Source organism: Pseudomonas fluorescens (assembly GCF_002022275.1).
GTDB lineage: Bacteria > Pseudomonadota > Gammaproteobacteria > Pseudomonadales > Pseudomonadaceae > Aquipseudomonas > Aquipseudomonas fluorescens_AJ.
In genome coordinates this window covers 31,364-46,689 of record NZ_MSDF01000005.1, presented here as the reverse complement: position 1 = coordinate 46,689, position 15,326 = coordinate 31,364, and the positions used below count along the sequence as shown (strand labels likewise).

Genomic DNA, 15,326 nt, shown 5'->3' with positions numbered 1-15,326 from the left:
AACCCATTTCAGCCGTTACCGAAAAAATGGATATGTACTCGGTAAACCAAACCCCCTCCCCAAATGTCCACATCCTTCAGGAACCACTAAACCCCAGGAGTCCCCCAATGACCACCCCCAAAGCCCTATTGATCCTCCACGGCAAGCAAGCCCTCAACGAGGACGTGCGCGCCGCCGTGCAGGCTCGGCGTGAGCAGGGTTGGGAGCTGGCGGTACGGGTCACCTGGGAAGGCGGCGACGCCCAACGGCTGGTCAACGAAGCCCTGGCCGACGGCTACACCCACCTCATCGCCGGTGGCGGCGACGGCACGCTGCGCGACGTGGCTGAAGCCATGGCCCTGGCCAAAACCGACGCCAGCCTCGTGCTGATGCCCCTGGGCACCGCCAACGATTTCGCCAAGGCCGCCGGTGTACCGCTGCAGCCCGCTGAAGCACTGGCATTGCTCGATGTCGAGCCCCGGGCCATCGACCTCGGCCAGGCCGGCAGCCAAATGTTCCTCAACATGGCCACCGGCGGCTTCGGCAGCCAGGTCACTGCCAACACCTCCGAAGACCTGAAAAAAGTCCTCGGCGGCGCCGCCTACCTGTTCACCGGCCTGACCCGTTTCAGCGAGTTGAAGGCGGCGTATGGCGAGCTGGAAGGGCCAGGCTTCCACTGGAAGGGCGACCTGCTGGCGCTGGGCATCGGTAACGGTCGCCAGGCAGGCGGTGGGCATGTGTTGTGCCCGGGAGCATTGGCCGATGATGGCCTGCTGGATATCAGCATCCTGCCGGCGCCCCAAGAGGTGGTCGGCACGTTGATGACCCTGATGAGCGACGGTTGGGGCCTGGACAGCATGTTCGTGCGCGCACGCTTGCCGTGGGTTGAGATCAAGGTGGCCGAAGGTTTGTACATCAACCTGGACGGTGAACCGCTCAAAGGCGACGACCTGCGCTTCAGCGCGTTGCCCAAAGCCTTGCGCGTGCATCTGCCGGTGAATTCGCCGCTAGTCGTCCAGGCTGATGATCTGCTCGCGAACGGCGAATAACACCAAGCCCGCCACATCGAATATCTGCAGGCGCTTCATGATCTGCGAGCGGTGCGCCTCCACGGTCTTGATGCTCAGGCCCAGGCCCTGGGCGATTTCCCGGGTGGACTTGCCGCGCACGATCAGGCGCAGGATCTCCAGCTGGCGCGCCGTGAGGTTGTGGCTCTGGGCGATGGGGGAGGCCGGGCCCTGGCTGCGTATCAGCGCCTGGTTGATCACCGTGTGGGCGATGGCGGGGCTCAGGTAGCGCTCGTTGTTGCGCAAGGCCAGCAGTGCGTGTTCCAGCTCGTTGGCCGTGGTGTCCTTGAGCAGGTAGCCATGCGCGCCGGACTCCAAGGCACGCATGATCAGCTCCGGGTCGGTGTGCATCGACAGGATCAGCACCTTGCTTTTGGGGTAGGCGGCCTTGAGTTGCTGCAAGGCGTCGAGGCCACCGATGTGCTTCATCGACAGGTCCAGCAGCACGATATCCGGCTGCAAGGCGCTGAATTTTTCCAGCAACTGCGCACCATCACTGGCTTCGCCGATCACGGTGTAGCCGGGAACGTCCTGAATCAGCGCGCGTACGCCGGCCCGGATCAGTGCGTGGTCATCTACCAGGAGTAATTTGCAGGTCACTCTAAAACCTTAGGGGAACTGGCCCGTTCTAGGGCGCGGGGCGCCCAGGGGAAAAGCGCGTCGATCCGCGTGCCTTTGCCTGGCTGGCTGCTGACGGACAAAGTGCCGCCCAACTGATCTATGCGCTCGGACATCCCGGCCATCCCCCGTTGGCCTTCCAGGCCGGGATTGATGGCGGGCAAAAAGCCCTGGCCATCATCGCAGATCATCAGCGACAAGCCTTCGGGCAAGCGTTGCAGGCGTACAAGCAAATTCTGCGCCTGTGCATGGCGCAGCATGTTGGTGATGGCTTCCTGGGTGATGCGAAACGCCGCCACGGCCATTTCTTCCGGGATACCGGTCAGCCGTTGCTGGCATTCCAGGCTCCAGTGAATCGGGGTGTTTTCCAGGGTCTTGAGCAAGTGCGCGCGCAGGCTCGCTTCAAGGCCCAGGCTGGCCAATTGACGTGGGTTGAGGATGGCGGACACGTCGCGCACTTTGGCCAGGGTTTCGTTCAGAGTGTTGCACAGCACTGTGCACTGGCTTTGCAGGTCGTCCGGCAGGCGGCGTTTGAGCCATTCGCTTTGCAGCTTGGCGGCGGTCAGCAGTTGGCCGATGTCGTCATGCAGCTCGCGGCTGAGGCGATGGCGTTCATTTTCCTGGACCTGCAACAAACGGTCGGCCAGCTCCTGCGGTTGAAACTTGATCGACTTGCGCGAGCGCCACTGTTGCACGCCCACCACCAGCAAGGTGGCCAGGTTGAGCAACAGGATCAAGAGCGGCAGCGGCGCGGAACGGGTGTAGGCCCACAGGCTGATCAGCAACGAGCAAAGGCACAGGACGAGAACCATGCGGCGCGCATTGCTGCGGGACACGGACCTTGCGATGAGTGACTTGAGGCTGGCGTACATAGCGGATGGAGCCAATGAAGGTTCACTGCGGGAAGACCGGTCACGGCGGCTGACAGGGCTCTGTGTGGAATGCGGTGCCGAATCGTTTTTATACATGATGAAGTTGAGTCACTTCGAGCGGGGCATAGTACCACCACTATTACCGTTGGTCGCCTGACACTTCGCACGGACGGTTTATTAAGCAGGCAAACGCCCTGGGCGGTAATCCCAGCGTTCAAACAATAAGCAGTTGTATTAATTAAGTTGAGTTGTATCGTTATTTGCGCTGATGGCTAATTGATATGTTTTCTCGCATATCAAAAGCAGCCATTGAGGGGGAGGCGGTCGTTTTTAGATAACTGCGCTATTAAATACGACCTGTTCAACGCATCACGAGGCGTGGTGCGCGCGCTGCTGCGGTTTATTACTGAAGTCTTTTTGCGGTATCTGCAAAGTGACCGTTGCGATCAACGTAGTTTGCTCACTTTCATCCAGGCCCAACTCTCCCGTGCGCGTGTCGATCAGCTCCAGTTGCCACGCCAGCAGGGTCAGGCAGTCATGCAAGGCATTGAGGGCCTGATCGTGCAGTTGCATGGGGCTTACGGCGTTGGCAATCAGGTACTGAATATGGCGGGAGAACTCGCTGATCGCCTGCAGGGCCAGGCCTTCGGCCTTTTCAGCCAGTTTGGCCAGGCTGGCTTTCATGCAGTCGATGGCATCGCTGTCGTTGCGAATCAAATGCAAGTGGTTCAAGCATTCTTCCGACTTTGCCAGCAGCATTTCGGCTTCCAGCAGAAATTCAGGAAGTGCAGTTTGCCATTCGTTTGCGCTGTCCATCATGCAAGTCTCCGCAACATTAGGCTGGGTGATGAGATGCCGCACCGGGTGAATGGCGTAAAACTACCGTTGAAATATGACTGAAATCTGTAGCCCACTTCTGAAATTTCAGTAGGACCTTTATTTGAGTGATAACGAACGCCGCGCGCCGCCCTCGTTATCAGGGGCACTTGCACAACTTCAGTTGCCGCCACGTGAATGTCTGGGAGACACGTGGGCCGAGGGCTTGGTATGGCAAACAAAAGCCTGACTCCATTCATGCAATGAGAATGGCGTCACATTAATGGCTATTAGATATCGCGAATATCAGGTTGGGCCTGATTGTTCATAGGGGAATCCCTTACACAGCGGAACCTCACGTCGATTTGCATGTCGCGCGAGGTTGCTGTAGCGCCGTCTGAAGAGGCGATTGCAGTAAACCATGATGTCAGTGTGACATCAATGGATTTACGTGGCATTTTACAGGGGGTCAAGGTCTGGCGTTCGCCGCCGATAACTAGCCTTAAGTCAGCAGCACAATCCCAATCAGGAGCTTTTAATGGCCGGCATTCTCGACACGGTAGATCAACGCACGCAACTGGTGGGTGAGAATCGCCTGGAGATCCTCATGTTTCGCCTGGCCGGTCGGCAGCTGTTCGCGATCAACGTGTTCAAGGTGCAGGAAGTGCTGCAACTGCCCAAGCTGACCCTGATGCCCCAGCGCCACCCGTTTGTATGCGGCGTGGTCAACCTGCGTGGCCAGACGCTGCCAGTGATCGATCTGTCCCAGGCGATCGGCATGCGCCCGCTGGTGCCAGGCCCCAACAGCACGATTATCGTCACCGAGTACAACCGTTCGGTGCAGGCGTTCCTGGTGGGCGGGGTCGACCGCATCGTCAACATGAACTGGGAAGCCATCCTGCCGCCACCGGCCAGCGCCGGGCGCCAGCATTACCTCACGGCCATCAGCAAGGTCGATGACCAGTTGGTAGAAATTATCGACGTGGAAAAAGTCCTCGCCGAAATCGTGCCGTACAACGCCAAGGTCTCCCGTGAAAAACTCGAAGACCCGGTGCTCGAACGCGCCCGTGGCCGCGAAGTGCTGCTGGTGGACGACTCCAACGTTGCCCTGTCGCAACTGCGTGACACGCTGGGGCAACTGGGCGTGAAGATGCACATCGCCAGCGACGGCCTCAAGGCGCTGAACATGCTCAAAGGCTGGGCCGACACCGGTCAGGTGATGACCGACAAGCTGCTGATGATCTTCACCGACGCCGAAATGCCCGAGATGGACGGCTACCGCCTGACCACTGAAATTCGCAACGACCCGCGCTTGCGTAGCCTCTACGTGGTGCTGCACACCTCGCTGTCGGGCAGCTTCAATGACTCGATGGTGAAGAAGGTCGGCTGCGACAATTTCCTCTCCAAATTCCAGCCCGACAAACTGGTGGATGTGGTGCGTCAGCGACTGATGTTGGACGAAGTGCCCGCCTGACGTTGCTTGGCAGACCTCCGTCCTGTGGCGAGCAGGCTTGCCCTGCGTTGGGCTGCGAAGCAGCCCCAAAACCCGACGACGCGTTTCCCCTGACACACTGCTTCGCCTTTGAATGGGGCTGCTGCGCAGCCCAACGCAGGGCAAGCCTGCTCGCCACAATCAGCTCACCCGCCATAGGGTGATTCAGTGGCCTTTGATTCCCGGATCACGCTCCTATAGGGTGTTGCTTTATCCCCTCAGGAAAGCAGGCCCATGCTTCGTCTCAGCGCGTTGTACCGTTACCCCTTGAAGTCCGGCAAGGCCGAAACCTTGCAGCAGATCGGCCTGGATAAACTCGGGCTGGATGGGGATCGACGCTGGATGCTGGTGGACGAGGCCAGCGGGCGCTTTCTCACCCAGCGCGCGGTGGCCAAAATGAGCCAACTGTCGGCACTGTGGAATGGCGCCGGCGGCCTGACCCTGAGTTCCCCTGGCCATACGCCGCTGGACGTGGCACTGCCCGGCAGCGACGCCGAGCTGCGCGGCGTGACTATCTGGCGTGACACCCTGCGCGTGCCGGATGCAGGCGATGCCGCCGCAGCCTGGGTCAGCGCTTTTATCGGCAAGCCGACGCGCCTGGTGCAAGTGCCGGAGGAGCGTGCGCGCAGCACCGAGGCGGGATATGGCAAGGATGACGACAAGGTCGGTTTTGCCGATGGCTTCCCCTTGCTGCTGATCGGTCAGGCGTCTCTGGACGACTTGTCCCGGCGCATCGGCCGGCCTATGGAAATGCTGCGTTTTCGTCCCAATCTGGTCATCGACGGCAGCGAAGCCTTTGCCGAAGACGGCTGGAAACGCGTGCGCATCGGCGAGGTAGAGTTTCGCGTGGTCAAGTCCTGCTCCCGCTGCATTCTCACCACCATCGACCCGGCCAGCGGCGAGCGCAGTGCTGACCGTGAACCTCTGGCCACCCTCAAAACCTACCGCGAGACGGATGGCGACGTGATGTTCGGCCAGAACCTGGTCAACGATGGCCCGGGCCGCCTGGAAGTGGGCATGCCGGTGACCGTTCTCGAATAAACGCTGCGCCCATAAAAAATGCCCGTCTCACAGGAGACGGGCATTTTTTTGACCGGGCGAAAAATCAGCCGCGGTATTCACACAGGTAAGCGGTTTCCACGGCGACTTTCAGCTGGAACTTGCTGTTGGCCGGTACGTTGAACTGGCTGCCGGCAGCGAAGGTTTCCCAGTCGTTGGCGTCGGGCAGTTTGACGGTCAGGGCGCCAGACACCACGTGCATGATTTCACGCTGGGCGGTGCCGAATTCGTATTCACCCGGGGCCATCACGCCAATCGTTGCCGGACCTTCTGCGGTGCCAAAAGCGATCGACTTGACGGTGCCGTCGAAGTACTCGTTGACTTTAAACATGGGTGAATCCTCGGAAAAGGGTCTGCAAAGGTCGGCCAGTATGCCCAAGGGCACGCGGGCTGCCTAGACCGGCAGTATCAGCGGTAATAACCGTGCGGTATTGCGTGCATCTTCCAGTGCGCGGTGTTGCTGGCCATGAAACTGCATCCCTGCCAACTGCAGGGCGCCGTTGAGCCCCAGCGGTTTGTCCAGGCGCCGTGCCTTGGCGAAGCGTTGCTTGAGGTTTACGTGAGGCGTTTGGGCGAGGGCGCTGGTCAGCCCGTGGCGTTGCCATTCCAGCTCAAGCTGCGCACGGTCGTAGTCACCCCAGCTGGCCCAGCCTTCCAGGCGCGCCTGATGCTGACCCAGCCAGCGCTCGAACAGTGGCCACACCTCGGTGATCGGCGCCGCGGCGTCGATGTTGGCTTGGGTGATGTGGGTCAACTGGCGGCAGAAGGGCGTCAGCAATGGGCGGCGCAGCGGCCGTACAAAGCGCTGGAAGTGATCCAGCTCGCGGCCCTGACGGTTCACCAGGCTGGCGCCGATCTCGATGACTTCCATCTCCGTCACGGGCCAGCCGCCTTCATCCGTTGTGGCTTCAAGGTCAATAATCAGCCAATGAGGCATCGTGCAGGTTCCCGTACTCATCCCTTCCTGATGGGGATAGAGCGTAGCCCGGCCTTGTAGTTCCGCCTAGGGCTCATTCGATCTCCAGCAAAACCTGGCGATTGCGCACCTGATCGCCGGCAATCACCTGGATGCCCTTGATCACGCCGTCGATGCCGGCGACCAGCGGATGCTCCATTTTCATGGCTTCCAGCACCAGCAGCAGTTGGCCCTTGGTGACGCTTTCACCGGCACTGACGCGTACGTCGACGATGGCACCGTCCATCGGCGCCTTGACGGTGCCGGTGCTGACGTCGGCCTGGCGGTGGGCGGCTTGCTGGGTGCGGTCTGTCACGTGCAGGCCCGGTAGCCACAGTTGCGTGCCGTCGAGGTGGCAGGCGATGCGTTTGCGGATGCCATTGAGTACGAAGGTCGCGTGGCGGCCGTCAGTGGTGAGGTGCAGAGGGGCCGCGCTGAGGGTGTGGATCTCGCCGTTGGCCTCCAGGCGCAAGGTTGACGGCGCAGAGGCGCTGTTGCTCCATCCCGCCAAACCGTGTGGATGACGGTTGGCGCTTTGTTGATAAAACAGTGCGGCGGCCACGGCGAGCTGATCGTTGGACGCTGCGCGGGGCGGGATTTCGCTGAAGTGCTCGGCGATAAACCCGGTGCTGAAATCGCCTGCGACGAAATCCGGGTGCTTGAGCAGGTCGGCGAGCAATTGCTGATTGGTGGTCACGCCGAGTAACACCGTGTCTTCCACCGCCCGCAGCAATTTGCGCCGGGCTTCTTCGCGGGTAGCGCCGTGGGCGATGATCTTGCCGAGCATCGGGTCATAGAACGGACTGATGCGTCGGCCTTCGTGCAGGCCGTGATCAACGCGCACACCGGGCGCCGGCTCCCAACGCAGCACCTCGCCGGTTTGCGGCAGAAAGCCCTGGGCCGGGTCCTCGGCGTACAGGCGCACTTCCATGGCATGGCCGGTCAGGGTCACGTCGTGTTGCTGCAAGGGCAACGGCTGGCCGGCGGCGATGTGCAGTTGCCAGGCCACCAGGTCGAGGCCGGTGATCAGTTCGGTGACCGGGTGCTCCACTTGCAGGCGGGTGTTCATTTCCAGGAAATAGAACTGGCCCTTGCGGTCGAGCAGGAATTCCACGGTGCCGGCGCCGACGTAGTTCACCGCGCGACCGGCTTTGAGCGCCGCCTCGCCCATGGCTTGGCGCAGCGCGGGCGTCATGACGGGGCAGGGGGCTTCTTCGATGACTTTCTGATGGCGGCGCTGGATCGAACAGTCGCGTTCGCCGAGGTAAATCAGGTGGCCGTGGCTGTCGCCGAACAGCTGGACTTCGACATGGCGTGGGTTGATCAGGGCGTGTTCAAGGATCAGTTCCTCGCTGCCGAAGGCGTTGTGTGCTTCGGAGCGGGCGGTGTGGAGGTTGGCCAGCAGGTCTTTCGGGTGGTGCACCAGGCGCATGCCGCGACCGCCGCCGCCGGCGCTGGCCTTGATCATCAAAGGGTAGCCGATGCGGTCGGCTTCCTGTTGCAGGGTGGTGTCATCCTGGGCGCTGCCTTGGTAGCCGGCGATGCAGGGGACGCCAGCGTCGAGCATGGCGAGTTTGGAGAGGCGTTTGCTGCCCATCAGCTCGATGGCTTCGACGCTGGGGCCGATGAACGTGAGGCCGGCTTGCTGGCAGGCGCGGGCGAACGCGGGGTTTTCGGAGAGAAAGCCGTAGCCCGGGTGAACAGCATCCGCGCCGGTTATTTTGGCGGCGTGGAGGATGGCTGCGATGTTGAGGTACGACTGCTGAACGGGGGCGGGGCCGATGTTGACGGCTTCGTCGGCCATCTGCACGTGCAGGGCGTCGGCGTCGGCTTCGCTGTAGATGGCCACGGTGCGGTAGCCCAGGGCTTGGGCGGTGCGCTGGATACGGCAGGCAATTTCGCCGCGGTTGGCGATCAGGATTTTGCTGAATGTGGGCATTGGGTTATTCCTGAATGTTTGGGTGTCTGTTCTGGCCTCATCGCAGGCAAGCCAGCTCCCACATTTGGATGTGTAAATACTTTCCAGTGTGGGAGCTGGCTTGCCTGCGATAGCGTCATCGAGACCAACCCGGCTTACGCTTCTGCACAAAAGCCTGCATCCCCTCTATCCCTTCTGCACCTTTCACCGCCTCGGCAAACCACTGCGCCCCGCGATCCAATACAGCTTCAAGCGGCTCATCCACACTCGCCAGCAACAGCGCCTTGGTCCGCGCATTTGCCCCCGGCGCGCACTTCAGCACCTGCCCCAGCACCTCATCCAAACGCTCTGCCAACGCCTGCGGATCACGCTCGGTAAAGTGCACAACGCCCAGCCGCTCGGCCTCAAGGCCATCAAACCGCGCCGCCGTCAGCGCCAGCCGCCTTGCCTGGGTCAGCCCGATGCGCTTGACCACGAACGGCGCAATCTGCGCCGGTAACAACCCCAAGCCTGTCTCCGGCAAGCCGAACTGTGCCTGGTGGTCGGCAATCGCAATATCACTCACGCACGCCAGGCCAAACCCGCCACCCAGCACCGCGCCTTGCAGCACCACAATCACCACTTGCGGCACCGCTTCAACCTCTTGAAGCAGGGTGCCAAATGCGCGGTTCAACGCCTGCATCCGCTCGCCTGCGCTGGCCATGTCCTTCACATCTGCGCCCGCGCAGAAGTGCCCACCCGCGCCGCTGATCACCAGTGCGCGCGTGCTGCTATCCAGGCCAGCCAGCACTGCGCGCAGTTCGTTGACCATTTCCTGGCTCATCGCGTTGCGACATTCCGGCCGATTAAGGGTGATGTGCAGCACCCCGTTGTGCGGTTCGAGCAGCAGGGTGTTCATGATTTTTTCCCGGGCAAGGTGCCCATCAATTTGCAGATAATGCCCAGCATGATTTCATCGGCGCCGCCGCCGATCGACACCAGCCGCACGTCGCGATATGCCCGGGCGACGGGGTTGTCCCACATAAAACCCATGCCGCCCCAATATTGCAGGCAACTGTCGCTGACCTCACGGCCCAAACGCCCGGCCTTGAGCTTGGCCATCGATGCCAGGCGCGTCACGTCCTGGCCTTTGATGTATTGCTCGGTGGCCTGATAGACCAGCGCGCGCAGGCATTCGATTTCGGTGGCAAGTTCAGCCAGGCGAAAGTGAATGACCTGGTTGTCGATCAAGGCTTTGCCGAAGGTTTGGCGCTCCTTGCAGTACGCGATGGTGCTGTCGATGCAGTACTCCAGGCCCTTGATCATGTTGGCGGCGCCGAACAGACGTTCTTCCTGGAATTGCAGCATCTGCATCATGAAACCCGCGCCTTCGTGGCCGATGCGGTTGCGCTGGGGGATGCGCACCTCGTCAAAAAATACCTGAGCGGTCTCGGAACTGTGCATGCCGAGCTTTTCCAGCGCCGGGCTGACGCTGATGCCCGGTGTATTCATCGGCACCATGATCAGCGATTTATTGATGTGCGGCTTGTCGTCGGAGGTGTTGGCCAGCAGGCAGATAAAGTCGGCGCTGGGCGAGTTGGTGATCCACATTTTGCTGCCGTTGATCACGTAGTCGTCGCCGTCCTTGCGCGCATGGGTTTTCAGCCCGGCCACGTCGGAACCGGCGCCGGTTTCCGAGACGCCGATGCAGCCCACTTGCTCGCCGCTGATGGCCGGGCGCAGGAACTCGTCACGCAGTTCATCGGAACCGAAGCGGGCGAGGGCGGGGGTGCACATGTCGGTCTGAACGCCGATGGACATGGGGATGCCACCGCAGCGAACGGTGCCGAACTCTTCGGCGGCGACGATCGAATAGCTGTAGTCCAGGCCCATGCCGCCGAATTGTTCCGGTTTGGAAATGCCCAGCAGGCCGAGGTCGCCGGCCTTGCGGAAGACCTCGTGGATGGGAAAGCGCCCGGCTTTTTCCCATTCGTCCACATGAGGGTTGATCTCGCGGTCGACGAAGGCGCGGACGGTGCGGCGCAGTTCCTGGTGTTCCTGGGTGAAGATCATTGTTTTTGTTCTCCCTGTTGGGACGCGGAGCGTCCTTGGCTGCATTCCCACGCGGAGCGTGGGAACGATCAAAGGCGCGCTACGCCAAAGCTGTTCGGCTGTAATTGCCGCACTTCGGCCTCGTGGCAGATATCCAGCACAAAGCCCAACAACGTGCGGGTATCGCGTGGGTCTATCAGCCCGTCGTCCCACAGGTTCGCACTGCCATACAGCGCGGTGGACTGGCTGTCGAGTTTCTGCGCGGTGATCTGTTCCAGCATGTCCAGCACCTTGGGGTCCGGCACCAGGCCGTCCTTCAGTTGCTTGGCTTCGGTGACGATGCGCAGCACCTTGCCCGCCTGCGCGCCGCCCATCACGGCTGTGCGGCTGTTGGGCCAGGCGAAGATAAATCGCGGGTCGAGGCCGCGGCCGCACATCGCATAATTGCCGGCACCATAAGAGCCACCGACCACAATCGTCAGTTTAGGCACCCGCGCGTTCGCCACCGCCTGGATCATCTTGGCGCCGTGCTTGATCACGCCTTGTTGTTCCGACTCGGTGCCGACCATGAAACCGGTGGTGTTGTGCAGGAACAGCAGCGGTGTGCGGCTCTGGTCGCATAGCTGGATAAACTGTGCAGCCTTGCTCGCCCCCTTGGGCGTGATGGGGCCGTTGTTGCCGATCACACCGACGGCGCGGCCCTGGATGTGCAGGTGGCCGCAGACCGTGTGGGCATCGAACTCGCCTTTGAATTCCAGGAAGTGCGAGCCATCCGCCAGCCGCGCGAGAATTTCACGCACGTCGTAGGGCTTTTTCGCATCGTCGGGGATCAGCCCCAACAGCTCGTCGATGGGGTACAACGGCTCTGCGTACGTGCGTTTCGGCGCGAGCGGCAGGCGATCATTCCACGGCAACAGGCTCACAATTTCACGCACGATGCGCACCCCGTCGGCATCGTTTTGCGCCAGGTATTCAGCGGTGCCGGCGGTTTGAGCGTGCATCTCGGCGCCGCCCAGTTCCTCATCCGTCGCGACTTCGCCGGTCGCCGCCTTGAGCAACGGCGGCCCGGCCAAAAACAGCTTGGCCTTGCCGCGCACCACCACCACGTAATCTGACAGCCCTGGCTGATAGGCGCCGCCGGCTGTGGCCGAGCCGTGCACCACGGTGATTTGCGGCAAACCCATGGCGGACATGCGCGCCTGGTTGGCAAAGCTGCGTGCGCCTTCGACGAAGATCTCGGCGGCGTAGTTGAGGTTGGCGCCGCCGCTTTCGGCAAGGGTCACCACCGGCAGTTTGTTCTCCATGGCGATCTGTTGCAGGCGCAGGGACTTCTTCAGGCCAGACGGGGAAATGGTGCCGCCCTTGATTGCGCTGTTGTTGGCGACTACGAGCGTGCGCACGCCGCTGACATAGCCAATGCCGGCGATCAGCCCGCCACCGGCGGCGCTGCCGTCTTTGTCGTCGTGAAGTTTGTAGCCGGCCAGGCCCGCCAATTCCAGGAACGGCGCGCCAGGGTCCAGCAGTAAATCAAGGCGTTCGCGCGGCAGCAACTGGCCGCGCTTGTCGAACTTGGGTTTGGCTTCCAGGGCCTTGCTAAACACGTTCTGCTCAAGCTGGCGCAGCTGTTGGATACCCACCAGCATGGCCTCGCGGTTTTGCGCAAACTGCGGGCTGTGGGTGTCGATCAGGGTTTCAATCACCGGCATGCTTTAGTGCTCCGCCTTGAGGACATCCGGCACATAGGCACGGTGAAATCCATTGAACGGCTCGTTCGGCGACTGCGCCTTGTGCAACGGCCACGCGCGGCTGCCCAGACTGGCGGCGCCGTCGATGCGCAGGGTGCTTCCGCTGACGAACGCGGCGGCAGGGCTGAGCAGAAACACGATGGCCGCGCTGACTTCCGATTCGGTACCGATGCGCTTGAGCGGCACGTGCTCACGCAGGGTCGGGATCACCGCCTTGAACGCGCCTTCGTAGGTGTCCATGCCGCTGGAAGCAATCCAGCCCGGCGCCACGGCGTTGACCCGCACACCCGCGTAACCCCATTCAAACGCGGCGGTCTTGGTGAAGTTGTCCATGCCCGACCGCGCCGCGCCCGAGTGGCCCATGCCCGGCATGCCGCCCCACATGTCGGCGAGCATGTTGACGATGGCGCCGCCGTGCTTGCTCATGGACTGATTGAACACTTCCCGCGCCATCAAAAAACCGCCCACCAGGTTGGTCCGCAGCACGGTTTCAAAGCCTTTTTGGTTGATCGAAGCCAACGGAGACGGGTATTGACCACCGGCATTGTTGACCAGCCCATGGATCGCCCCGTGTTCCTGGATGATCTGCGTGACCAACGCCTTCACCGCCTCTTCATCGCGAATATCGCAGGCTTGCCAATGGGCGGTGCCACCGTCTTCAGCGATTTCTGCCGCGACGTTTTGCAGTTTCTCCGGCTTGCGCCCCACCAGAATCACGCGGGCGCCAAGGGCCGCCAGCTCATGGGCGGTGCACCGGCCTATGCCGCTGCCGCCACCGGTGACGATCACGGTTTGCCCCTGGAACAGGTCGGCTTTGAAGATCGAGTCGAACGCCACGGCAACGCTCCTTTAAGTGAGTTGATCGGCAATGTGCTGCGGCACGGCAATCGGGATTTCCAGCAATTGCTGGGCGAAGGCCTTGCCTTGCGGGTCGATGCGCAGGCTGGCAATACCGCCGCCGCCGAGGGCGTTTTCCAGCAGGAAATTCAGGCTGTGGCTGCCGGGCAAATACCAGCGCTCGACGCGGCCGTGCTGGGGGTCGAGCACGTGGCCCATCCAGTCGACGATGACTTCAGGCGTCAGCGCTTCAGCGATCCATGGCAGGTAGTCGGGGTGGCGCGCGATCACGCCGATATTGCTGTGGTTACCCTTGTCGCCGGAGCGCGCCACCGCGAGTTTCACCAGCGGCACACTGGCGTCGGCGCGGCCCTGAGGCTTGGGTGGATCAAGGGGCGCGGCCGGTGTGAGAAAGGGCGCAGAGGCGGGCAACGCGATAGCGTGGTGCTTGCCCTGAAGGTCAATCACCAGCTCGCAGGCCGACTTATCGATCAGAAATGAGAACAACCGAATCAACGGATACACTGTGGGCCGTCCGCCGACGATGCCGGTCAGCCCCGGCGCCATGCCGGTCGCGGCCTGGGCGATCTCGCGGGCAAACAGCACCAACGCCTGCTTGTTCGGGTGCCGCACGGCCAGTTTCACCACCACCTCACGGCTGTCCTGGCGACTGGCGTGGGCGCCGTAGGTGGCTTCGCTGCCGAGCAGTTCGATGTTGACTTCGGTGTAAGGCGCCCAGCCGCGTTGGCTGAACAGTTCCGAGGTCTTGCGGATGATGGCCTGGCTGACTCGCTTGGCTTTTTCGACCGCATCGATCCCGGCGATCAGGCAACTGGCGGTGCAACGGAAGCCGTCCGGCCAAGTGGCGCTGACTTTGTACTGGTCGGTGGACGGCGAGCCTTTGGCGCCGTGCAGTCGTACGCAGTTTTTGCCTTGCTGCTGTACTTTGACCTGGCTGAAGTCGCAGATCACATCCGGCAGCAGGTAGGCGCGCGGGTCGCCGATTTCATACAGCAATTGCTCGGCGACGCTGAGCTCGCTGATCAAGCCGCCAGTGCCGTCGACCTTGTTGACGGTGAATTGGCCGTCGGCGCTGACGTCGACGATGGGAAAACCGATGTGCTCGTAGTCCGGCACGTCGCGCCAGTCGGTGAAGTTGCCGCCGGTGCACTGCGCGCCGCATTCGATGATGTGCCCGGCCAGGGCGGCTTGGGCGAGGTGATCGTAATCCTGCCAGGACCAGTTGAATTCATGCACCAGCGCCGCGCTGACCACGGCGCTGTCGACCACCCGGCCGGTAATGACGATGTCGGCGCCCACCTCCAGTGCCGCGACAATTCCCGGCGCGCCGAGGTAGGCGTTGGCGGACACGCACAGGGGCGGCAGCGGCGCGCCGTTGAACATGTCGGCAATGCCGTGCAGGTGTTTGAGCTGCGGTTGCAGGTCATCGCCGAGCAGCACGGCGATTTTCAACGTGACCCCGGCTTTATCGCAGGCCGCTTGCAGCGCGGCGGCACACGCCTGGGGGTTGATACCGCCGGCGTTGCTGATCACGCGGATGCCCTGGCGCTGTATATCCGCCAGCAGCGGCGTCAGCACGTCGACGAAATCCGTGGCATAACCGGCGTGGGGGTCTTTCATCCGCGCGCCGGCGAGGATCGACATGGTGACTTCCGCCAGGTAGTCGAACACCAGGTAATCCAGCGTGCCGCCTTGCACCAGTTGGGCGGCGGCGGTGCAGGTGTCGCCCCAAAAGGCGCTGGCGCAGCCGATACGAACGGTTTTGCTCATGAGAAATCCTTCCCCCGAATGGCTGTCGTCGAGACTACCAAGCAAGCGCTTGGTTTGTAAACGCTCGACACAAGTTTTGCCCAAGCGCTTGCTTGGTTGACGGCCACGGCCTAAATTGCCGCCAAAGACGTCAGCAGAAGTGAAGG

Annotated in this window: 14 protein-coding genes; 3 read left to right on the top strand and 11 right to left on the bottom strand. The window is 61.9% G+C overall.

Going from position 1 to position 15,326, the window contains the following annotated elements; all coding sequences use genetic code 11:
- Positions 1-107 precede the first annotated feature (107 nt).
- On the top strand, positions 108-1,028 hold the full coding sequence (gene yegS, locus BFW87_RS02220) for a lipid kinase YegS (protein ID WP_078738360.1): 921 nt from the start codon (positions 108-110) through the stop codon (positions 1,026-1,028).
- On the opposite strand, the gene BFW87_RS02215 is transcribed toward yegS, so the two are convergent.
- The 3 genes from BFW87_RS02215 to BFW87_RS02205 all read right to left on the bottom strand — a co-directional run bounded on the left by BFW87_RS02215 (position 987) and on the right by BFW87_RS02205 (position 3,355).
- The gene (locus BFW87_RS02215; RefSeq protein ID WP_078738359.1) at positions 987-1,646 is read right to left on the bottom strand and encodes a response regulator transcription factor; all 660 of its coding nucleotides are present in this window, start codon (positions 1,644-1,646) and stop codon (positions 987-989) included. The two genes, yegS and BFW87_RS02215, sit on opposite strands and share 42 nt — an antisense overlap.
- Positions 1,643-2,536 (bottom strand): sensor histidine kinase, encoded by an 894-nt coding sequence (locus tag BFW87_RS02210; RefSeq protein ID WP_078738358.1) that lies wholly within the window; start codon positions 2,534-2,536, stop codon positions 1,643-1,645. Before BFW87_RS02210 ends, BFW87_RS02215 begins: the two co-directional genes overlap by 4 nt.
- Positions 2,537-2,905: 369 nt before the next feature.
- Positions 2,906-3,355: a hypothetical protein gene (locus BFW87_RS02205; protein WP_176159697.1), complete on the bottom strand. Its 450-nt coding sequence runs from the start codon at positions 3,353-3,355 to the stop codon at positions 2,906-2,908.
- A gap of 535 nt (positions 3,356-3,890) precedes the next feature.
- Between BFW87_RS02205 and BFW87_RS02200 the strand changes: the two genes are divergently transcribed.
- The gene (locus tag BFW87_RS02200; protein ID WP_078738357.1) at positions 3,891-4,826 is read left to right on the top strand and encodes a chemotaxis protein CheV; all 936 of its coding nucleotides are present in this window, start codon (positions 3,891-3,893) and stop codon (positions 4,824-4,826) included.
- A gap of 252 nt (positions 4,827-5,078) precedes the next feature.
- Positions 5,079-5,885, top strand: a complete 807-nt coding sequence (locus BFW87_RS02195; RefSeq protein WP_078738356.1) for an MOSC domain-containing protein — start codon at positions 5,079-5,081, stop codon at positions 5,883-5,885.
- Between the two features lie 64 nt (positions 5,886-5,949).
- Here BFW87_RS02195 and BFW87_RS02190 read toward each other — a convergent pair whose 3' ends face one another.
- From BFW87_RS02190 to BFW87_RS02155, 8 genes are all read right to left on the bottom strand, one after another.
- Positions 5,950-6,234 carry a pyrimidine/purine nucleoside phosphorylase gene (locus BFW87_RS02190; RefSeq protein ID WP_016973392.1) on the bottom strand — a complete coding sequence of 95 codons (285 nt, stop codon included), beginning with the start codon at positions 6,232-6,234 and terminating at the stop codon, positions 5,950-5,952.
- A gap of 63 nt (positions 6,235-6,297) precedes the next feature.
- A complete protein-coding gene (locus BFW87_RS02185; RefSeq protein ID WP_065911530.1) occupies positions 6,298-6,840 on the bottom strand; it encodes an exonuclease domain-containing protein in 543 nt (180 codons plus the stop codon).
- 73 nt (positions 6,841-6,913) lie between these two features.
- Positions 6,914-8,797 (bottom strand): acetyl/propionyl/methylcrotonyl-CoA carboxylase subunit alpha, encoded by a 1,884-nt coding sequence (locus tag BFW87_RS02180; RefSeq protein WP_078738355.1) that lies wholly within the window; start codon positions 8,795-8,797, stop codon positions 6,914-6,916.
- Between the two features lie 115 nt (positions 8,798-8,912).
- Entirely contained in the window at positions 8,913-9,674 is a 762-nt protein-coding gene (locus BFW87_RS02175; protein WP_078738354.1) for an enoyl-CoA hydratase/isomerase family protein, read from the bottom strand.
- A complete protein-coding gene (atuD, locus tag BFW87_RS02170) occupies positions 9,671-10,828 on the bottom strand; it encodes a citronellyl-CoA dehydrogenase (protein ID WP_078738353.1) in 1,158 nt (385 codons plus the stop codon). The genes BFW87_RS02175 and atuD overlap by 4 nt, the downstream gene beginning before the upstream one ends.
- Positions 10,829-10,896: 68 nt before the next feature.
- Positions 10,897-12,513, bottom strand: coding sequence for an acyl-CoA carboxylase subunit beta (locus BFW87_RS02165; protein ID WP_078738352.1), 1,617 nt, complete (start codon positions 12,511-12,513; stop codon positions 10,897-10,899).
- A gap of 3 nt (positions 12,514-12,516) precedes the next feature.
- On the bottom strand, positions 12,517-13,389 hold the full coding sequence (locus tag BFW87_RS02160) for an SDR family oxidoreductase (protein ID WP_078738351.1): 873 nt from the start codon (positions 13,387-13,389) through the stop codon (positions 12,517-12,519).
- A gap of 12 nt (positions 13,390-13,401) precedes the next feature.
- Positions 13,402-15,180 (bottom strand): acyclic terpene utilization AtuA family protein, encoded by a 1,779-nt coding sequence (locus BFW87_RS02155; RefSeq protein ID WP_078738350.1) that lies wholly within the window; start codon positions 15,178-15,180, stop codon positions 13,402-13,404.
- Between the last annotated feature and the right edge of the window lie 146 nt (positions 15,181-15,326).